This is a genomic window from Terrisphaera buseokensis, assembly GCF_047521145.2.
Taxonomy (GTDB): domain Bacteria; phylum Verrucomicrobiota; class Verrucomicrobiia; order Opitutales; family Opitutaceae; genus ER46.
On sequence record NZ_CM134186.1, the window covers coordinates 3731881 to 3753180 of the forward strand.

The following is a 21300-nucleotide window of genomic DNA, read 5'->3' on the forward strand; positions in this document are numbered from 1 at the left end:
GAACCTCAAAAAGAAGCGGCGGCTTGTTGCCAAGCCGCCGCGATCACCGGGAGTAACTTGGGGAAAGGCGCGTTGGGGACAACGCGCCCTCCCCGTAACGACGGGCGGTTAGAACGAACCGCGCAGGCCGAGCGCCATCTGGATGCCGTATTCCTGTTCGGCATACAGCTTGGCGTAGCTGGGCGTCAGGTCGCCGTAACGAAGGAAGCGGAACGGCTCGTTGAAGATATTCGTCGCGCTGGCGACCAGCGAAAGTCGCTTCGTGAGCTGGTACGAGGTGTTCACGTCGAGCACCGTGCGGGCCTCGATGTACTCGTAGCCATTGGGTCCGTAGGCGGCCAGCGGCGCGCGCTTGTCGAGACCGCGGTAGTTCCAGCGCGCGGTGAACGTGAAGCGCTTCGGCGCGAAGGTGAAGCCCCAGTTGGCGCTCTTCGGGATGAAGCTCGAGAAGGCCGCACCGGGCGCGCCGTCGAGGACAAGCTTGGTGCCGTTGGCGAACAACGTGAAATATCCACCCCACTTGCCGAGCCGGCGGAGATTCTGCCGGATGTTGATCTCGGCACCCGTGATGCGGGCGTCGCCGGCGTTGAACTTGGAATTGACGTTCCAGTCGAGGTAGCGGTCGGGCAAACCGAGTTCGGCCAGCACGGCCGGGGTCGCGCGGCGGGAGGCGTCGCCAAAGAAGTTCTTCAACTCCTTCAGGAAAACGCCCGCGGTGATCAGACCGCCGTTGTCCGTGTAATATTCAGCCGAGAGATCGTAATTGTCGGCCGTCCAGGGCAGCAGCGCCGGATTGCGGACGGTCAGTGTGCCACGGAACTGGCCGGGCTGCAGATCATCGTCCTCATCGGGATCGGTCGCACTCGTGTTGGCGACCGTGCGCGGGATGATGTCCGAGTAGTTGGGGCGGCCATACGTCTTGGCCCACGCCGCGCGGAGCAGGAAGTTCTCCGTGGTGTTATACGTCAGGTGAATGCTCGGGTAGTAACCGTCGTATTCGCGGTGCGTGAAGAACGAGCGGTACTGGCGGGTGAGCAAACTCTCCGCCAACGAGCCGGCCGCGCCCGCTTCAGGCCGGCGCAGGCGCTGGCCCGCGGCGTTGCGGACGAAGGAGCCGTCGGGATTGCGCTGCCAGATGCGCTCAGTGTCGACGAGACCGCCGATGCCGTCGTCGATGGTCTTTTCGAAGCGCACGCCGCCGAGAATACGCAGGGTGCTGCTGAAGAGCCGCGTGTCGGCCTGGACGTAAGCGGCCTGGACCTTCTCTTTGATGTTTTCGTTGTTATCGATGTGCGAGTTTCGATCGGATGCCTTCTGCGCGTCCGTCTGCTGGTACAGCAGGGGGTTGAGCTGGTAGGCACGAAACGCGCGGCTCGGCGACATCCAGTTGATGCTCGGCATGCCGTAGCCCGTATCTACGCCCTGGTATCGTTGCATGAGATACGGCTCGATCGGGGCGGTGGCGGCGGAGACGCCGTCGGGGCCGGAGAACGTCCATGTTTCGTTCCGCAGATTATTATCCAGCATCACGCGCTTCTCAAGCACGCCGGTCTGGATGGCGGTCGGCACCGGCATGAAATCGAGCGTGCGCCGAACGTTCACAAAGCCCTGGTTCGTATAGCTGTGATTGTTGAGGTTGGCGTTGTTGGCCGTGTTGCCGCGGAGATTCGCGGGGTTGTTCCAATCGACGAGCTGGTTGTTGTTGTCGTACACCTCGATGCGGCCGGGCAACGCGGCGCCGGGCGCCAGGTCGAGGAAGTTGATGCGCACCGGGAAACGCTGGATGGCGCTCGCCTGCAGGAAGAAGCCGGCGTCGAAGTAGCGACGCTTGATCTGCGAGGCAGAGCGACTGACGCCGGTCTCCACGCGCCAGCGGCCGTTGTCGTAACGGTAGCTGACGTTGCTGGAGTCGGAGATCTGGTTGATCAGCTGATTGGTGCCGTTGTTGTTCAGCGTGGCGCGGCCGGTGGCGCCCAGTGTCTGGGTGCCGTCCCACGCGAGCGATCGGCCGCCGGCGACCGAGGGCGTCGCGGTGGTGCTGGTGTTCCAGGTGTAGGAGAGCGAGCCGATGCGGGTGTCGGTCCGGCTCGCCACGTGGCCAACGGAGAGCACGCCGTTGTCGCTGATTTTCCAATCCGCCTTGATGCTGAGCGTATTGCGCCGGAGGTCGCGCGGACCGTCCAGCAACGCGAGTGAGTTCAGGATCGGATTCGCGTAATTGATCGGTGTGCCCGTGGGCGAGCCCGGGGCGACGATCGAGGTCCAGGTCTGCAGGGTGCGATGCTGCTCGTTGAAGGAGCGCGAGTGGTTGGCGGCGATCACCACGCCGAATCGCTTCGTGACCGGCCAGGTGAAGTCGAGGCTGGCTCCGGGAAAAATCTTGTAGGTCATCTTGTCCCCGTGCGAATGCGGCGTCCGCTTCAGGTCGAGATTTTCGTGATTGCCGATCAGGTTCAGCGAATAACGGAGCTGGCGACCGGTGCGCTCGAAGGCGCTCTTGCTCACGAGATTGATCGAGCCGGCGAGCGAATCGGACGGATTCGCCGGCGTTGGAACCTTGGACACCTCCATGCGGGCGACGTCGTTGAGCGCCATCGAGCGCACGTCGACCGAACGCGTGGCCGTGGTCCAGATGTTGGACGCGGGTGCGCCGTCGTTCGTGATCGACGTCATGCCGCCGCCGATACCGCGGATGGAAACGCCGGAAACGTCGGCGAGATCGCTCTCCACCGTGACGCCGGGCAGGAATTTCATGAACTCGCCGACGGAGCCGCCGAGGACGTCACCGAGGGAATCGGTCGAGAGGACGTTCTTGATGTTCGGGGCGAAACGCTGCTCGTTGGTCGCGATCGCCTGGGCGTCGGTCTCCTTGTCTTGCGCGACGACGAACGCATCGAGTTTGATCGTGCCGTCGCCCTGCTGGCCGTAACGGGACACGGAGGTGAGGTTGACGTCCTGCGTCGCAACGCCGCCGGCCGGCACATTGACCTGGACGGCGGAGAGATCGAGGTCGGTGAAGAACACCTCGAGCGTCACGGGACCGCTCGGGACGTTCACCAGGCGGTAGGTGCCGTCCTTGTCGGTGAACACCGTGTTGTTGGTGCCCTTGATGGAAACGCGGGCGTTGTTGAGGTACTGGCCGGTGGCGACGTTCTGCACGCGGCCGGTGACGGTGCCGGAGCCGGCCGATGGAGCGGTGGCGGCGGGTGCGGTGGCCGCGCTTGCCGTGGGGGAGCCGGCCAGCGGTAGGAACGCCACGAGGCTGGCGATCAGGAGGTGTGTGGGCTTGGTCATGGTGGTGAACGACACCAGGCTCGGGCCAGGTGAATAGCGATGCGCATATTCAGCCACGACACCCAGCCTAGTAACGGTTCAGTTACACTGCAGGAAACGTGCGCGACAAGAAATTTGATCGGGGCTTTTCGTTTCTTTGCGGAATCGTCACCGCCCCGAAAAACGCACGATCCATTTCTCACCGCGGGCGCTCGGGGGTGCGCGCTTCCGCCGCAGGCGTCAGCCCACGAAGCTGTAATCGTACGGGGCGCGCAGTTCGCGCTGCACGTGAGCATTGGCCTCGGCGGAGAATTCACCGGTGAATTTTTCCTGCTCGGCATCCCAGGTGAGCGCACGGCCGGTGCGCATCGAGATCGCGCCCAGGTGACACATCGTCGCCGAGCGGTGGCCGGTCTCGACATCGCAGATCGGCGCTTTCCGCGACTTCACGCAGTCGAAGAAGTTCTCCATGTGATTCGAGCTGGTGTACAACCGCACCGCGCCCTCAGGGAGCGGTGCCTTCAACAATTCCGGATCACTGGCCTTGATCTGATCGCGGTTCACCCAGATCCAGCCGTTCGTGCCCTCAAACCGGATACCGTTGCGCTGGCCGTCGGCCTTCACCTTTGCGCCGTAGATGCTGTCGTCCTTCGTCGTGAAGATGTTCAGCCGGGTCCCGTTCGCGTAGGTGTAGTTGACCTCGTACTCGCTGAACGTGTTGAACCCGCCGGCAATCGGCTCCGCCAGCACCCGCGAGGTCACGTCGCGCGGCGCCAGGAGCCCGATGGCCCAGTAGGCGATGTCGTTGTGATGCGCGCCCCAGTCGGTCATCGTGCCGCCGGAATAATCGTACCAGAAGCGAAACGTGCGGTGACAGCGTTCCGGCACGTACTCGACCGCCCGCGCCGGCCCCTGCCAGAAATCCCAGTTCAACTCCGCCGGGATTTTCGCCGGCTTGAACGGGCCGTCGCGCAGGCCCGCCGGGAGCCACACATCGGCTTGCTTCAGTTTGCCGATGCGCTCGTTGCGCACCAACTCGCACGCGAGCCGGAACCGCTGGGAGCTGCGCTGCTGGGTGCCCGTTTGCAGTATGATGCCGCTCCCCTGCACCGCCTTCACCAGCCGACGACCTTCGTCGATCGTGAGCGTCAGCGGCTTCTCCGCGTAGACATCCTTCTTCGCGCGCGCCGCCCCGAGGTTAACCAGCGTGTGCCAGTGATCGGGCGTGCCGTTGACCAGGGCGTGAACGTCCGGCCGCTCGAGCACCCGGCGAAAATCGGCATAGATCTTCGGCACGCGGCCGTCGACCGTGAGTTTCTCCGCGGCCGCCGCGGCGTGCTTCGCATCGACATCGCACACCGCCACGACCTCGCCCCAGTTCGCGGCGTTCTGCGCGTCGCGCGTCCCCTGCCCGCCGCAACCAATCAACGCCACGCCGGGACGATCGTTCGCCGCGACTTTCTTCGCGCCAGCCTCCGCCGCCACGAGTTGCCGCTCCACAAACCACAGCGGCAGTCCGCTCATCGCGGCCACCACGCTGCAACGCTTCAGGAAACTGCGACGGGAAACGTGAAAGGACTTCATCGGGTCTGGGGTTGAGGTGCACGAGCATGCACCGCGGAACATAAAAAATGCTAGCCTGGAACTGCCCCGGGAACGCGTTCGTTTCGGCCGCAGACGTCGGTAGGCCGGCGGGACACCGGCGCTCCCCGCTTCACGCGCTGCCGGAGTTACAGGATCCCCTTGATCACCTGCGCCCCTTCAACGCCGGTGAGTTTCGCGTCGAGCCCCTGGAATTTCACGCTGAATGCATCGTGCTGAATGCCGAGCTGGTGCAGCATCGTCGCATGCAGATCATGCACGGTGCACACGTCCTGCACGGCGGCGTAACCGAGATCGTCGGTCGCACCGTGGACGTGCCCGCGGCGGATGCCGGCACCGGCCACCCAGAGCGACATCGACTTGTTGTGATGATCGCGACCGGTCGTGCCCTTGTTGCCCTGTGACATCGGCGTGCGGCCGAACTCCCCGGTCCACACGACCAGCGTGTCGTCGAGCATCCCGCGCTGTTTCAAGTCGGTGATGAGCGCCGCCGACGCCCGATCCGTCTCCTTCGCGCGCAGCGGCAGCTCCTCGCGCAGCAGGCTGTGGTGGTCCCAGTCCCGGTGATACAGCTGGATGAAACGCACCCCGCGCTCCGCCAGGCGCCGCGCGAGCAGGCAGTTGGCGGCAAACGATCCGTCGCCCGGTGTGCAGCCATAAAGTTCGAGCGTCTTCGCCGTCTCGCCCCGGACGTCCATCAACTCCGGCACGCTGGCCTGCATCTGGAACGCCATTTCGTATTGCGCGATGCGCGTCGCGATTTCCGGATCGTGCACCAACGCGTCGTGCTGCCGGTTGAGCGCATTGATCGCCTGCACGTCGGCACCCTGCTGCGCGCGCGTCACGCGGCCGGGATTGCCGAGATAGTGCACCGCGTCGCCCCGACTCTGAAACTGCACGCCTTGAAACCGGCTGGGGAGAAACCCGCTGCTCCACTGCCGCACCGCGATCGGTTGCGGCGAACGGCCAGGGCCGGTCGACACCATGACGACGAACCCAGGCAGGTTCTCCGCCGCGCTGCCGAGCCCGTAGTTCACCCACGAACCCATGCTCGGCCGGCCCGCAATCTGCGAGCCGGTGTTCATGAACATGTGCGCGGGATCATGATTGATCGCATCCGTCGTCATCGAACGGATCAGGCAGATGTCGTCGATCACGCCGCCGAGATGCGGAAACAGGGAGCAGATTTCCGTCTGGTTCCGGCCGAAGCGCGCGAAGGGAAACTGCGGCGCGTGACACACGAGTTTCTGGCCCTGCAACTGTGCGAGCTGCTGGCCCTTCGTCATGCTCTCCGGCATCGGCTCGCCGTGCATGGCCGCGAGCTTCGGTTTCGGATCGAAGGTTTCGAACTGCGACGGGCCGCCGGCCATCGTCAGCCAGATCACGCGTTTGGCTTTCTGCGGCAGCGGGAGCGGGTGAACGACGCCCCTCGCCGCCGTCGCCGCGCGCAACTCCGCGCCGCGCAGCAGCGAGGCCAGCGCCACCGCACCGACGCCCTGGGTAACGCGGCCGAGGAATGCGCGCCGCGTGTGAAAGGAAAAGGGAGCGACGGACATGGTCAGGAACGCGTGATGAATTCGTGGAGATTGAGCAGCACCCGGGCGACATGCGTCCACGCCGCCACTTCCACCGGATCAACGCCGGCCGTCACCGGCGCCTCGCCGGTCGCGAGCAGCGCACGCGCCGCGGCGGGATCCGCGCGATAGCGCTCCGCGTGGGTCGCCAGCAGCGCGGACATCGTCGCCGCCTCTTCCGGCCGCGGGCTGCGCTGCAACGCCGCCTGCCACGCCCACGCGAGCCGGCGGGACGTGTCCGCACCGCCGTCGCGGAGTATCCGGACCGCCAGCACGCGGGCGGCCTCGACGTAGGTCGGATCGTTGAGCAGCACCAGCGCCTGCTGCGGCAGGTTCGAGCGATTGCGCTCGGCGACGCACTCCTCGCGGCTGGGGGCGTCGAACGCGAGCAGACTCGGATGCAGGAACGTGCGCTGCCACCACACGTAGACGCCGCGCCGGTACTGTGACTCGCCCGTGTCGGGCACGTAGTCGCGGGTGGGAAAATTCAAGTTCTCCCAGTAACGATCCGGCTGATACGGCTTCACGCTCGGACCGCCGATGCGGGGGGAAAGCTGGCCGGCAACCGCGAGGGCGTTGTCGCGGACCAGCTCCGCGTCCACACGGAACCGACTTTGCCGCGCGTGCTCGCGATTCTCCGGATCGCGCGCGAGCTGATCGGGCGTCGCGGTCGAAACCTGCCGATAGGTCCGGCTCAGCACGATCGTTCGCACGACGTGCTTCACATCCCAGCCGCTGTCCATGAATTCGCAGGCGAGCCAGTCGAGCAGCGGACCGTTCGGCGGCAGCTCGCCCTGCGCCCCGAGATCATCGAGCACGCGGCTGAGCCCGGTGCCAAAAAACTGTTTCCACAGGCGGTTCACGACGGTGCGCGCGGTCAGGGGATTTTCCCGCGACACCAGCCAGCGCGCGAGATCGAGGCGCGTGAGCTCGCGTCCGTCGGTGGCGGGCTGCGGCAGGTAATGCGGCAGCGCGGCCTGCACCACGTCACCCGTTTCATCCATCCAGTTGCCGCGCGGCAGAACGCGTACGACGCGCTTCTCGCGGGCGGACTCCGTGACGAGGCACTTCGGCAGCGCGTCGAAATACTCCTTCCGCGTCTGCTCCGCCGCGGCGAGTGCGTCACGTTCATTCCGATACAGGCCCGTCACCCGGGTGCGGAAGTAGGTCTGCAGCGCCTGGCGTTCGCGTGCGACGCGACGGTCGGGCGATTTCTTTACGGCCGTCAGCACGTCACGCGCGGTGCGTTTCTCCGCCGCAGTGGCATTCACGCCCGGCTGCAATTCCGGCAACGTGCGGTCGGAAGCCGCCAACTCCAGTTCCCACGCCTGCTGCGCGGCGTCGATTTCCGGCAGCACGCTTTTGACGATGCCTTGGGCGGCGCGCACGGTGGCATCGAGTTCGGCGAGGCGCGCGTCCTGCTCCGGCGTGGTCACCGGCATGCCCTCCTCGCGACGGCCAACCGATGATTCCTTCACATCCGCGAAGAACGCCCCGAGCGCGTAGAAGTCGCGCGTCGCGATCGGATCGAATTTATGATCGTGACACTGGGCGCAGCCCGTCGTCTGGCCCAGCCAGGCGGTCCCGATCGCGCGCACGCGATCGGTCATCATGCGCACCTCATAATCCTTGGGCTGGGCACCGCCTTCCTCCGTCGAGAGCAACAGGCGGTTGAACGCCGAGCCCACGCGCGTGGCGCGATCCGCATCCGGCAGCAGGTCGCCGGCGATCTGTTCGAGCGTGAAGCGATCGAAACGCTTGTTGGCGTTGAAACTCGCGATCACCCAGTCGCGATACGGCCAGACATTGCGCGGGTTGTCGCTGTGATAGCCAATGGTGTCGGCGAAGCGCACGACATCGAGCCAGCCCATCGCCATGCGTTCACCGTAGTGCGGACTAGCGAGGACGCGCTCGACCAGTGCGGCGTAGGCGTCTGGCGAATCATCACGCTCGAACGCCGCCACGTCCGCGGGCGTCGGCGGCAGGCCAAGCAAATCGAGGGAGAGCCGGCGGATCAGTGTGCGGCGGTCGGCTTCCGGCGACGCCTTGAGCCCGACGGCGTCGAGCCGTCGCGCGACGAGCACGTCCACGCCGTTTGCGTCGCGCGGAATCGCCGCCTTCACCGGAGGCTCGTACGACCAGTGTTTCTGGTACGCGGCACCCTGCTCGATCCAACGCTGCAGAATCGTTTTCTCGCGAGCATCGAGCCGCTTGTTGGAATCGGGCGGCGGCATCACCTCGTCGGCGTCGGTGGAGAGGATCTTCTCGATCAGCGTGCTCTCCGCCGGCCGGCCCGGCACGAAGGCGTCGCGGTCCAGCGCGGCCTCGCGCACATCGAGCCGCAGCTTGCCCTTGCGGTGGGAAGCATCCGGCCCGTGGCAGTAAAAACATTTGTCCGACAGGATCGGCCGGACATCGCGATTGAACTCGATGCGATCGGGCAGCGCGGCGGGCTGCTGCGCACGCGCGGCGGCAGCGAGGAGCGTGGCGCCAACGAGGAGGGACCGAACGACTCTTCGGGCACGGACGAGCCGCGCCCCTACAGCGAGATGGCGGCTGGCACGGGCACACATAACGCGGGAGGCGTGGCGCGCCGCTTACGCCAGGATCTCTTTCACGACGCGCGCCGGCAGCACGCCCGTGAGGCGTTGATCGAGGCCCTGGGACTTGAACGAGAGGCGTTCGTGATCGATGCCCATCAGGTGCAGAATCGTGGCGTGGAGGTCGCGCACATGGACGGGATCCTTGACGATATTGTAGGACATCTCGTCCGTTTCGCCGTGCACCGTCCCGCCTTTGATGCCGCCACCGGCCATCCACAGCGAGAAGCAGCGCGGGTGATGATCGCGGCCGTAGTTCTTTTCAGTGAGCGTGCCCTGGCAGTAAACGGTGCGGCCGAACTCGCCGCCCCAGATTACAAGCGTGTCGTCGAGCATGCCGCGCTGCTTCAGATCCTGCACCAGGCCGTAGCACGGCTGGTCGACGTCCTTGCACTGCGAGGCGATGTCGCGCGGCAGCGAGCCGTGTTGATCCCAGCCGCGGTGGAAAATCTGCACGAAGCGCACGCCGCGCTCGAGGAGCCGCCGCGCCATCAGCGCCGAGCTCGCGAACGTCCCGCGCTTCCGCGCCTCGTCCCCATAAAGCGCATACGTCGACTCCGGCTCCTTCGCCACGTCGGCGAGTTCGGGCACGCTGGCCTGCATGCGAAACGCCATTTCGTACTGCTGCGTCCGCGTCTGAATCTCCGGATCGCCGATGCTGGCATAGCTGCGCCGGTTCAGTTCCTCGAGGCCGTCGAGCATCTTGCGCCGCAGTTCCCGCGGGATGCCCGGGGCGTCGTTGAGATAGAGCACGGGGTCGCCCTGCGACCGGAACGACACGCCGGCGTGCTTGCCCGGCAGGAAGCCCGAACCCCAGAGCCGGGCCGAGATCGCCTGCACGTTGGAGAACGGACTCGAGTGTTTCGCCTGTAACACCACGAACGCCGGCAAATCCTCGTTCAACGTGCCGAGGCCGTACGCGAGCCACGACCCGATCGAGGCCTTTCCGTTCTGCATCGAACCCGTGTACACGAGTTGGTTGGCCGGCTCGTGGTTGATCGCGTCGGTCTTCATCGACCGAATGATGCAGATGTCGTCCGCCATCTTCGCCGTGTACGGCAGCAATTCGCTGATCCACGCGCCGCTCTGGCCGTGCTGCGAGAAATTGAAAATGCTCGGTGCGAGGGGAAACGCCTCCTGCTTCGAGGTCATGCCGGTCAGTCGCTCGCCCTGCCCCGCCAGCCAGTCCTTGAGGTCTTCCTTGAACCGTCCCTTCAACGCCGGCTTGTAGTCGAAGGTCTCAAGCTGCGACGGCGCGCCGATCAGCGAGACGTACACCGCGCGCTTGGCCTTCGGCGCGATCTTCCACGGCTCGGTCATCGCCGTCGCAAGCGTGGCGGACGGGCTGGCCGGGGCGGCACCGAGCCGCGATCCGAGCAGCGAGGCCAGCGCCGCCACGCCGAGGCCCGTGCCGCTCTGCCGGAAAAACTGCCGACGCGTCATCGCCGCGTTGTAGGCCTCAAAGGTGTTCTGCCAGTCGGGAGGAAGGGCGTGCATGAAAGAGATTTTAAAGGTGGAGACCCAAGGGTGAGCAGGAAGCCAGGAAACCAGGAATTCTGCTTCGGCGGGGCGAAGGGGCGGTTGCGATGATCACATCCTGGCTTCCTGGTTTCCTGCTCAAATGCCTGGTTGCGGTTTTATCGCGTCAGGGATTCGTCGAGGTTCATCACCTGGCTGGACACGATCGTCCAGGCGGCGAGTTCGGGGGCCGGCAACGTGGCATCGACCGGCGACTCCCCGACCGCGAGCAACTGCGCGGCGGCCGCCGGATCGTTCCGGTACGTCGCCACGGCGGCGTCGAGGGTGCGCTTCATCACGGCCCGCTCCGGCGCCGCAAACGCCCGGCCGAGCAGACGCAGCGAGACGGCGTCAAGACGCGCATCGAAGGTCTTCGTCTCCCGCAGGGCCCGCGTCGCGAGCTGGCGCGAGGCCTCGACGAAAAGCGGATCGTTCATCGTCACCAGCGCCTGGAGCGGCGTATTCGTACGGTCACGACGCACACATGAAACCTCGCGGCTCGGCGCATTCAGAATGTCCATCGACGGCGGCGGCGCGGTTCGCTTCCACAGAGTGTACATGGAACGCCGATAGAGGTTGTCGCCGACGTCGGTCCGGTAGAAACGCGTCGTCGACTGCTTCATCGCCACTTCCTCCCAGATGCCCTCGGGTTGATACGGACGAACGGGACGGCCGCCGACTTTCGGGTTCAACAAACCGGACGCCGCGAGCGCCTGATCGCGCAGTTGCTCGGCATCGAGCCGGTAACGCGGTCCGCGCGCGAGCCAGCGGTTGGCCGGATCGCGCTCGAGCAATGCGGGCGTGACCGCGGCGGACTGCCGGTACGTCGCGCTCGTCACAAGCAGGCGCACCAGGCGGCGCACGTCCCAGCCCGATTCGCGAAAGTCGACCGCGAGCCAGTCGAGGAGTTGCGGATGCGAGGGCCGGGAGCCGGTCACGCCGAAGTCGCCGGCGGTTTCGACGAGACCCGCGCCAAAGACCTGCTGCCAGAGACGGTTCACGGTGACGCGGGCGGTCAGGGGATTTTCCGCAGCCACCAGCCAGCGCGCGAGGCCGAGCCGGTTGCGCGGAGCGTCGGTCGGCAGCGGCGGCAGCACCACCGGCACGGCCGCGCCGACTTTTTCGCCGGGCTGCGCGTACTCGCCGCGATTCAGGATGTGCGCGAACGGTTCGGCATCCTTGTTTTCCTCCATCACCAGACTGATGCCGCCCCGACGACGAATCGCTTCATCGTCCGCGAGCAGGCGATCGAGCTGCCGCGCGAGGGGCAGCGACGCGGAATCAACCGTGGCGAGATAGTGCGTGCGCAGCGCCTTCTTTTGGGCCGCGGTGCGTTTCTCCACCGCCACGTCCAACGCCGCGTGCGCTTCAATCACGTCGGCGAGTACCTTGGCGTCGTTGACGAGGAACCCGCGATCATAACGGCGCACGTCCTGCACCCACACCTCGCCGTCCTTGATGGCGTCCGCGACACCCGTGGCCGCATGGCGCGAGCCGAGCCGGAGCGGCGCGGTGGGCACGATGTCGTTGGGAAAACTGCTGGTCTCGCCGGAGTTCGCCGCAGGCTTGCCGTCGACGAAGACGTCGATCGAGCGACTGCGCATCGAGGCCGCGTCGTAGCTGAGCATGACGTGATGCCACTTGCCGGGCGCGAGGACGGCGTTGGCCACGCCGCGGGCCGAGACACCGCTTTTCGCATCGGAGAAATAGAGTCCGATGCGGCCGTTCTCGAGGAAGAGTTCCCAGCCGCTGCCGGTGCCGTCGGCGTTCAGTGACGAGAGCAGCGTGCCGTTGGGCTTGCCGTCGATGCGCACGAGCAGGCCGAAACTCTCCGCGCCTTCGCGCATCATCGGGACCGGCGGACCGAGCACGAGATCGAGATCGTTGATCCGCGGCGCCGGACCATAGGGACCGGCGATGCGCGCGCGTTCGCCCTGCGGTGTGGTCGCGCCCTTGAGCGGCGCACCCGCGAGCGTGACCGGACCGTCCGTCTCAATGAGCGGCACATGCAGGCGAACGGTGCGATCCACCGGCGGGGCGGCGAGAACCTTCACCTCCGCCAACCAGCGCTGAAAGTCCGCGTCAGCGTCGCCGGCCCGCGTCTGCAGCGCCTTCCTGGCGGTGGCGATTTCCGGCTGTAACGCGGTCCATTTCGCGCGATCGGCGGCGGCGGGGACGAACAGGCTCGGCCGCGTGTCGGAGACATTGCCGTCCATCGCCGGCATCGTGTTATTGCGGAAAAACGCGGCCAGCGAATAGAAGTCGCGCTGCGTCACGGGATCGAACTTGTGATCGTGACACGATGCGCAGCCCGTGGTGAGACCGAGCCAGACGGCCGACAACGTGTCGACGCGATCCTTGGCGTAGATGGCCTCGTACTCGGCCGCGATGGCGCCGCCTTCACTGGTGGTCGGCAGGCAGCGATTGAAACCCGAGGCGACCTGCTGATCCAACGTCGCGTTGGGGAGCAAATCACCGGCCACCTGCTCAATCGTGAATTGGTCGAACGGCATGTTCTGCCGGAACGCGCCGATGACCCAGTCGCGATACGGCCAGATCGAGCGATAATTATCGATGTGGATGCCGTGGGTGTCGGCGTAGCGCACGGCGTCGAGCCAGTAGCGCGCAAAATGCTCGGCCGACGCATCGGTGCCCAGCAGCCGATCCACCACGCGTTCATAGGCGTCGGGCGAGCGGTCGGCGGCGAACGCCGTGATCTCCGCCGGCGTGGGCGGCAGGCCCGTAAGATCCTGCGTCACGCGGCGAAGCAGCCGCTCGCGGGTTTCCTCGGCGGACGGCTTGAGCCCGTTGGCGGCAAGTTTCTCCGCGATGAAGGCATCGACCGGATTGCGCATCCACGCTTTCGGCCGCGCGACGGTGGGCACCTGCGCGCGCACGGGCGCGAGAAAGGACCAGTGCTGCTGGTAACCGGCGCCCTCCGCGATCCAGCGCTGCAACGTCGCGACTTCCTGCGCGGTGAGTTTCTTGTGTGACTCGGGCGGCGGCATCCGTTCCTCATCGTCGGTCGACAGGATCCGCTCGATCAGCGGGCTCGCCTTTGCGTTGCCCGGTACGATCGCCGGTTCGTGTTCGCCGCGGGGCGAGATTGCATCCTTCTCGCGATCGAGCCGGAGCTTGGCCTTGCGCGTGCCGGAATCGGGGCCGTGGCAGTGAAAACAATTCTCCGCGAGGATCGGCAGGACGTCGTCGTTGTAGCTGAGCTTGGCCGCGGCGTGGGCGCTTGCGCTCAATCCGATCAGTGGCGTCGCCAGGAGGGCGGCAAACAACGACGGAACGATGGCGGCGCGGGACGGGGGAAAAGGGTAACCCATACGAGCAAGAATGAAAAAACCTAGCTGCGACGCCCGCAAATGCAATCGGCAAGCCGGGAGCGCGGACGGCGTCGTCCGCACTCCGTCCAAGCAGGCGGGACGCCTGCGCTCCCGGCTTGCAACCGTCGCCCACCCTATCCGCCCGCGCTCAGCGCTGGGCGGACGTGACGCGCTTCAACTTCGTGAAACGACCGGCGAAGTTCCAGTCCTGCACGAAGAGATTGCCGTCCTTGTCAAACGACACGCCATGCGGCGCGATGAAAATGCCGTCCTTCCAGTGCTCGGGCTCCAGCTTGAACGCGGCCCACTGCTTCTGGTCGGGGTTGTCGCCGAGGGTGGCCACGATCTTGCCGGCCTTGTCGACGACGACCACGCGGCCCTCGAGTTCGGCGATCGCGGCATAATCGCCCATGATCGAAATGGCGCACGGCCGGCGCAGATCGGTCGTCACGACGCCGATCCATTTGCCCTCGAGATCGAGATGGACGAGCCGGCGGTTTTCGCGGTCGGCCACGAGCAGACGCGGGGCGCCGAAACGCGTGTCGAGCGCGATGCCGTGACAGGTCTTGAACTGGTTGTCGCCTTCGCCGCGGGTGCCGATCGTCTTCAGGTATTTCCGCTCGGGGCTGAATACATGGATGACGCTCGCGCCGTAACCATCGGCGAGGTAAATGCGATTATCCGGACCGACCGTGATGGCCGTGGGACGGAACGCGGTCGGCTTCTTTTTCGCGTCCGCCGGCTGATCATAAAAGCCGCTCTCCTTCGGCACGCCAATGGTCCACTCGACCTTGCCGTCGAGGCCGAGCTTCACCGCCTGCGGTCCCTTCACGTGCGCGGCGTAGATGAACTCCTTGCCGCCCTCGTTGCGGATAATGAAACCGTGGATACCGCTCAGCTCCGGCGCGAGACCGCGGAGGTATTTGCCATTCTTGTCGAAGACAAGGATGCCGTGAGGGCCGTCGGACGACACGTAGATGTTGCCCGCCTTGTCGACGCCGACGCCGCCATGGGTCGGCCCGAGCGAGACTTCCTTGGGCAGTTTGGCCCAGCCGGCTTCTACGTTGAACCGCCAGTCGCCCGAGCCCAGGGGCCCGGCCGGCAGCGGCGTGGCGGCAACCTGACCGAGGGTCAGAGGGAATTCCGAGTGAGCCAGCAACGCCGCGGGCGACGCGATGGCAAGGAGGAGCGCGAGTCGGGGTAGCACGCGCCGACGTTTGCGGCCGACTGCGGCGGCGTCAAGCGGCAGTCACGAGTGCCGACGAACGCGCCTCGTGAGATCGTTTCAACCCAAGTTCCGCAGTTGGAATTGAACCACGAAGGCACAGCGACGACCGAGAAAACCGTTGGCGGAAATTGCGTTTGGCCCACGGAACTCACCGTCAGGGCGAACCCGGCTCTTCATCTGTTTCCTTGCCTTCCACGCTGTGCTCTCTGCGTCTCCGTCGTTCAACTGCGGTTTTTGCTTCAAAAGCTCATCATCCAGGCTGCGGCAGAGTAAAATGAGCCCGTCCTGGTGCCGGCTGCCGGGGGCGCGCCCCGACCGGACACGCTCGCGTTCGTGCACAGCCATGGAACGCCGCTGGCCCTGGGGCGTCGCCAGCCCCGCCTAATTCAGCCGCAGAAACGCCGCGGCATTGCGCCACGCGATCGCTTCCAACTGCGCCGGGTGAAACTGCCCGACATTGGCCAGTTTCACGAGCGACGGCCCGACGTAGTCGAACGGCATATGCGAGCCGAACGCAAACGCCTCCACCCCCAGCGTCTCGATGAGCTTTGGGAGATCCTTCCGGTACACGACCTGCAGCCGGGCGAAATCGATCAGGCAGCGGCCCTTCAAACCCGCGTCCACCATCTTCGGCCCATCGAGCGCGATCCAGTTCAAGAGGAGGAATTTCAACTGCGGATGAGCCCGCGCGGCTTCAAGCAGCGAAGCCAGCGTCAAATCCTCGGCGCGATCCCACTCGTGGCGCTGCCGGCGGTCCTCGTAGCGCTGCATCAGCGCGACTGGCACGCCGAGTTCCGCGATCCGCGTGAGGGCGGCGCGGCCCGTCGCATCCGACAACCGGTAGCCGTGGTGTTCCGGCGCGAGCGCGACAGCCTTCATGCCCCACGGGCCCACGGCTTCAGCCAGATCGCGTTCCCAGCCGGCGTAACGCGGATTGATCGTCGCCACCGTGACGAACCGCGCGCCGTGCGCCTTCGTCGCCTCGAACAGCTCTTCGTTGCCGCGATGCACGTCGCGATAGAAGAGCGCATGCAGCGACGACACGACCGCGCGATCGATGCTGTTGTGATCCATCAGGGCGAGCATCGCCGGCGCGGTGTTATGACGCAGCTGCCGAAACGGATAGTGCCCGAGGCAGGCGTTGACGTCGATGATCATGCCGTCCTCCGGTCGAGGATCCCCTGGAAGTTGCGCCAGAAAATATCCTCGCGCTGCGCGTCGGTCAGGTCGGCTGACAGCACCTTGCCCACGCAGCCCTCCATCGTGGCGTCGGTGGCGAACAGCACCCGCTTGTGGCCCAACGCGCGCACGCAGAACTCGATGGTCTGGTCCTCGAGCACGCTGCCGCTCGTATCGAGAAACACATTGCTGCACTCCCGCAGCCCCTTGATCGCCCACTCCCAGTCGCCGCCGCCGTTCACATGTCCCATGATCAGCATGAGTTCGGGGTAACGCTGTGACAACGCGCAGAAATCGAGGGCGTGCGACGTCTTCGGCTGCAGCGCGAGCGTCTTGGGATCAGTGAGGTAGGCCGAGTGGCCGAGGAACGGAATCCGCCGCTGGATGCATTTCTCCGCGACCGGAAAGACGACGGGGTCGGTGTACTTGAATTGATTGTACAGCTTCACGCCGATCATCCCGGCGTCCAGGCAGCGATCGATCTCGGTGAGCGCCGCGGCGCCGTTGCCCGGCTGCACGAAGCAGTAGCCGACGATCCGTCCCGGGTGACGTCGCATGGCCGCAATGATCGAGTCATTCGCGTTGCGCACGGTGTCGATGTTCGCCATCGCGCCGCCGGTGATCGGCCGCGAGCAGAAGAGGCGCTCGATGCCCAGCGCGTCCGCCGCCTCGATCAACGCATCGGCGTCGGCCCAGTCCGTCTCGGACCGCCGGCCCGAGAGAAAGACGTGATTGTGCACGTCGAATTTGCGCATCGCCCGCCAGTTGCCCGGCAGTCCGACGGTGGTCCCGCGGACGCCGCTCGCGGTCGTCGGAGCCGGGGCGGCGGTGGCCGGCTGGGCCGCACCCGCCGCGCCGAGGCCGAGGGCGCCCAGCCCCGCGCCGGCCGATTGCAGGAAACGTCGTCGGTTGAGTTTCACTTGGGGTTCAGTTCGTCGTGCGTCCGCCGGATGACCGCCGCGATCGTATCCATGTCGTCCTCACGGTGCCACACGCCGACGGGAATCACGATGAACCGATGAATCAAATCCTCGGTGCGCGGAAAATCCTCTGCGCGGTAACCCTGCGCCGGCCAGACGCCGCCGACCGGGAACGGCGTCGCGCCAGGCGCGTGCGCGAGGCCCGTCTCGACATAGGCCCGGCGGTATTGCGCGTAGGTGCCCGTCATCTGTTCGCACGGAATCTTCGCATCCTTGAGTCGCGCCCGGTAGACATCGCGCTGCTCCGTCGACGCGACCCAGTAGTAGGTTTCGAAACCGGATTCGCCTTCAGGATCAGGGATGTGGCGCGCCTGCAGTCCGGGCAGATCCGCCAGCTGCGCGCGCAGCCGCAGGCTCAGCCGCCGGCAATGCGCGCGCACGGCATCCACCTTCCGCAGCTGCGCGAGCGCCACCGCGCCGGTGAGTTCGGCCATGCGAAACTGACTGCCGCAGAACGCCGGCTCCGCCGCCGGCTTCTGCCGGGCGTGGAAGTCGCGGTACTGTCCGAGGTCGTGCATGCGCACCGCGCGTTCGTACAGGCGGGGATCGTTCGTCACGACCGCACCGCCCTCGCCGCTCGTGATGGTTTTCTGCTGCTGAAAACTGAAGATCGCGATGTCGCCAAACGATCCGACGCGCCGCCCGCGATACGACGCGCCCGGGCTCTCCGCGCAATCCTCGAGCAACGCAATGCCCGCCTGCCGGGCCTCGGCGACGAGAGCGTCGAGGTCTGCGGCCACGCCCTGGAAATGCACCACGAGCGCGGCCTTCGTGCGAGCCGTCCGCAGCCGCGTGATTTCGCCGGGGGCCAGACACAGCGAGCGATCCACCTCGGCCAGGACGGGCTTGCCGCCGACCCGCACAATCGCCGTGAAACACGAAACCCAGCTCCACGCCGGTAAAATCACCTCGTCGCCCGGGCCGACCCCGAGCGCACCGAGGGCAACTTCAAGCGCGGCGCTGCCGCTCGTGACGCCCAGCGCGAAACGCGTGCCGATCATCGTCGCGAGTTCCCGCTCGAGCGTCGACACCATCGGCGGCGGCGACGCCGGATCGGGCCCGTAGTAGCGAAAGAGCGCCTTGCGGCGCAATACCTCGAGCACCAGTTCCTCCTCCTCGCGGCCGATGAGGGCCCAGCCCAGCACAGGTGCCGGAACGGTGCGGTCGGAAACCGGACGCGGGTTTGCAGGCATGACGAAGGCATTCATGACGAAAGGGACGCGCCCGAGGGCGGGAAGAGTTCGACCAACTGCAGCAGATTGCGGGCAATATGATACGGGTCCTTCACCGGCAGCGCCACCACGCGCTCGAGCGGAGCGCCACGCCGATCGCGGATCTGAATCCACTCGCCGACCGCTCGATCCGGCTGGGGAAACGTCTGCAGCGTGTACGTCCACACCCGTTCGAACCACCCGCGCAAACCGGCGTCACCGGAGAGGTGCGCGCTGAGCGCCGTGGCATAAATGGCCTCGGAGTGAATCCACCACAGCTTCGCGTCCCACGTCGTGCGCACGCCGCGTTCGTAGATCGTGTCGCCCGCCTGACCGACGGGAACTCCGCCCGCGCAGTCGACATAGTGCAGCAGTCCGCCGTGCTCCGCATCCCAGCCGCGCTCGAGCGCAAAGCGCACCGCCTCCAGCGCCCGGATGGACCAATCGACGCGCCCCTCGCGTTGCGCGACGGTCAGCAGCATCCACAGGCCCTCCAGCGCGTGTCCCGGATTCAGATGCCGGCTGAGCAGCGTGTCGTCGTTCCGCTGATCCCGCGGCACCAGTTCTCGCACGCGACCGCCGGGACCAAGAAAGCGATCCACGATCCGCGCCGCGGCGGCGACGTTGCGGCCCCGGGCGGCGGGCGCCCGCCGGTCGCCCAGCGCCTCGCAGGCCTCGCGCAGCACGAGCGTGACATTCAGCGTGATCATCGCGATCGCGTGCGAGTCGTAGCCGTCGGGAATCGGCTCCGGCCTCGTCGGGAAACCGCCGGCCGCAATCCGTCGCTCGATGTTTTCGAACAGCCGCCAGGCCGCATCCAGGACGTCGATGTGGCCCGTCACGCGCGCGAACTCCGCGAAACCCATCACGACGAAACAGTCGGCGTAGATGCTGGGCGCCGGGCCGCTGCCGGGCGCCGCCTCCTTCACGACGCCATCTTCCGAGAGCAGGAACGCACAGCGGCCATCGTCGAGAAATGCGTGGCGCTGGAGAAATTGCACCGTGCGCGCCGCCTGGTCGAGGTAGGCCGACGCGTCGCCGGGCAGCAGCCCGCGCCGCACCGCGCCGGCCACGCGCGACCACAGCCAGACGAAGCGCCCCTGCGACCACGTGAACTTGTCGCGGCTGACGAGCGTCGTGCCGGCGTTGTTCCAGCAGTTGAAAATCCCGCCGCGCTCCAGGTCCGTCGTTCGCGTCCAAAACGGCAGGATCGATCCCACGAGTTCCTCGCGCGCCAGGCGTCCAAAGCGCGAATCCAGCGCCGCCCCACCCGTCATGTCCTCGCCCGGCAATGCTTTCATGCGGCCCGCGACGGAGCGTCGGTCGAAACCGCCCGCAACAACTCGTCCACCGCCGGCGGCACCGGGCGGTGGCGATTCAACCACGCCAGCCCGGCGTACACGATCAGCGACGAGGCCAGCGGCGCGAGCACGCGCACGCCCTGACTGCCGTTGATGCCGTAGGTGACAATGACGAACGCCAACAGTCCCGCCAGGATGGACGCGATCGCCGCCCGGGAGTCCGCGTGCCGGAAAAACGGCAGGAGGCCGAGTAACATCGGCACGGATACCGGCCCGATCAGCGCGGCGAACCAGGATATGATCAGACCGAGCACGCCGCCGAAACGCTCGGCCTCGATGCCGATGAGCAGGGTGAGAAAGGTGAAGAGCAGCGTCGTGACCCGCGCAAGCCGCAGCGATCGCTTCTGATCCATGGCCCGGAACCGGGCCGACATCATCGGCAGGATGTCGCGGGCAATCACGGACGACACCGTGTTGGTGTCCGAGGTTGTCATCGCCATCGTCGCCGCAAACATCGACGCCAGCACGAGGCCGATCAGCCCGACCGGAAGATACTGCTTCGTCATCAGCACATACGACTGGCTGGGGTCAGCGAGATTCGGCATCAGCACCGGCGCCGCCCACATCGGGAAGAACAAGATCAGCGGCCAGACGAGATAGAGCGCACCGGAAAGCAGGGCGGATTTGCGCGCCGCTTCGGCGGAGGGCGATCCAATGTAGCGGACCGCCAGGTTCCACGTGCCGCCGTTGTAACTCAGCGTCGCCGCCACGATGTAGCCCGCGAGAAACACGCCGGTGAACGGCCCGTTGAGCAGCTGGCCGTGGCCGACGGGCAGCCGATCCCACAGTGTCACCACACTGCCGATACCGCCCAGTTCATGGATGACCGCAAAGAACAGGATGAAGCCGGCCACGACCTGCACGACGAACTGCAGCAGGTCGGTGTAGAGATCCGCCCAGAGTCCGCCGACGGTGATATAGAAGACGGAAACGCCGCCTGAGAGCCAGATGCCGGTCGAGATAGGCAGGCCGGTGAAGCCGTGCAACAGCACGCCAATCGACGCCCATTTCGCGCCGACATCGAAGAGTTTCAACAGCATGCCCGTCCAGGCCATGAGTTGCTGGGTGGCGACATTGTAACGCACCGCCAGGTATTCGGTCGGCGACTCGATATTGCGCGCCGCGCGGAGCCGGGCCCAGCGTGGCGCGACCCAGCGCGCCCCCACGAGGCACGCCACCACGATTGAGCCGGCCCACCAGACATAGAGTGTGAAGCCGTATTGGTACGCGACCGCGGCGTAGGCGACGAAGACCACGCCGCTGTGGCCGGAAACGTGATGCGAGATGCCGCCGAGCCACCACGGGATCTTCCCGCCGGCGACGAAGTAGTCGTTCGAGCCGTCAATCTTGCGAATGGCAATCCAGCCAATCACCGCCACGAGCAGGAAGAACAGGGCGATGACCGCGTAATCAAGGATGTGCATGCAACAGCGAGCGCGTAA

The 21300-nt window shown here is 66.1% G+C and carries 12 protein-coding genes; all 12 read right to left on the reverse strand.

Annotated elements, in window-relative coordinates; all coding sequences use genetic code 11:
- Positions 1 to 108 precede the first annotated feature (108 nt).
- Positions 109 to 3294 (reverse strand): TonB-dependent receptor, encoded by a 3186-nt coding sequence (locus ACLJEU_RS13965; RefSeq protein WP_414661837.1) that lies wholly within the window; start codon positions 3292 to 3294, stop codon positions 109 to 111.
- 219 nt (positions 3295 to 3513) lie between these two features.
- Positions 3514 to 4857 carry a Gfo/Idh/MocA family protein gene (locus ACLJEU_RS13970; protein ID WP_414661836.1) on the reverse strand — a complete coding sequence of 448 codons (1344 nt, stop codon included), beginning with the start codon at positions 4855 to 4857 and terminating at the stop codon, positions 3514 to 3516.
- A gap of 146 nt (positions 4858 to 5003) precedes the next feature.
- Positions 5004 to 6431, reverse strand: a complete 1428-nt coding sequence (locus ACLJEU_RS13975) for a DUF1501 domain-containing protein (RefSeq protein WP_414661835.1) — start codon at positions 6429 to 6431, stop codon at positions 5004 to 5006.
- A 2-nt stretch (positions 6432 to 6433) separates the two neighbouring features.
- Entirely contained in the window at positions 6434 to 9022 is a 2589-nt protein-coding gene (locus ACLJEU_RS13980; protein ID WP_414661834.1) for a PSD1 and planctomycete cytochrome C domain-containing protein, read from the reverse strand.
- Positions 9023 to 9046: 24 nt separating this feature from the next.
- The gene (locus ACLJEU_RS13985; protein WP_414661833.1) at positions 9047 to 10546 is read right to left on the reverse strand and encodes a DUF1501 domain-containing protein; all 1500 of its coding nucleotides are present in this window, start codon (positions 10544 to 10546) and stop codon (positions 9047 to 9049) included.
- Between the two features lie 140 nt (positions 10547 to 10686).
- The gene (locus ACLJEU_RS13990; protein WP_414661832.1) at positions 10687 to 13899 is read right to left on the reverse strand and encodes a DUF1553 domain-containing protein; all 3213 of its coding nucleotides are present in this window, start codon (positions 13897 to 13899) and stop codon (positions 10687 to 10689) included.
- Positions 13900 to 14047: 148 nt separating this feature from the next.
- Positions 14048 to 15106 (reverse strand): NHL repeat-containing protein, encoded by a 1059-nt coding sequence (locus tag ACLJEU_RS13995; RefSeq protein ID WP_414661831.1) that lies wholly within the window; start codon positions 15104 to 15106, stop codon positions 14048 to 14050.
- A 402-nt stretch (positions 15107 to 15508) separates the two neighbouring features.
- Complete coding sequence (locus tag ACLJEU_RS14000) at positions 15509 to 16285, reverse strand: amidohydrolase family protein (RefSeq protein WP_414661830.1); 777 nt, start codon at positions 16283 to 16285, stop codon at positions 15509 to 15511.
- On the reverse strand, positions 16282 to 17226 hold the full coding sequence (locus ACLJEU_RS14005) for an amidohydrolase family protein (protein ID WP_414661829.1): 945 nt from the start codon (positions 17224 to 17226) through the stop codon (positions 16282 to 16284). Before ACLJEU_RS14005 ends, ACLJEU_RS14000 begins: the two co-directional genes overlap by 4 nt.
- Positions 17223 to 18494: a DegT/DnrJ/EryC1/StrS family aminotransferase gene (locus tag ACLJEU_RS14010; RefSeq protein WP_414661828.1), complete on the reverse strand. Its 1272-nt coding sequence runs from the start codon at positions 18492 to 18494 to the stop codon at positions 17223 to 17225. The genes ACLJEU_RS14005 and ACLJEU_RS14010 overlap by 4 nt, the downstream gene beginning before the upstream one ends.
- Positions 18491 to 19798 carry an AGE family epimerase/isomerase gene (locus ACLJEU_RS14015; RefSeq protein ID WP_414661827.1) on the reverse strand — a complete coding sequence of 436 codons (1308 nt, stop codon included), beginning with the start codon at positions 19796 to 19798 and terminating at the stop codon, positions 18491 to 18493. Before ACLJEU_RS14015 ends, ACLJEU_RS14010 begins: the two co-directional genes overlap by 4 nt.
- A complete protein-coding gene (locus ACLJEU_RS14020) occupies positions 19795 to 21282 on the reverse strand; it encodes a sodium:solute symporter family transporter (RefSeq protein ID WP_414661826.1) in 1488 nt (495 codons plus the stop codon). The genes ACLJEU_RS14015 and ACLJEU_RS14020 overlap by 4 nt, the downstream gene beginning before the upstream one ends.
- Positions 21283 to 21300: the final 18 nt, after the last annotated feature.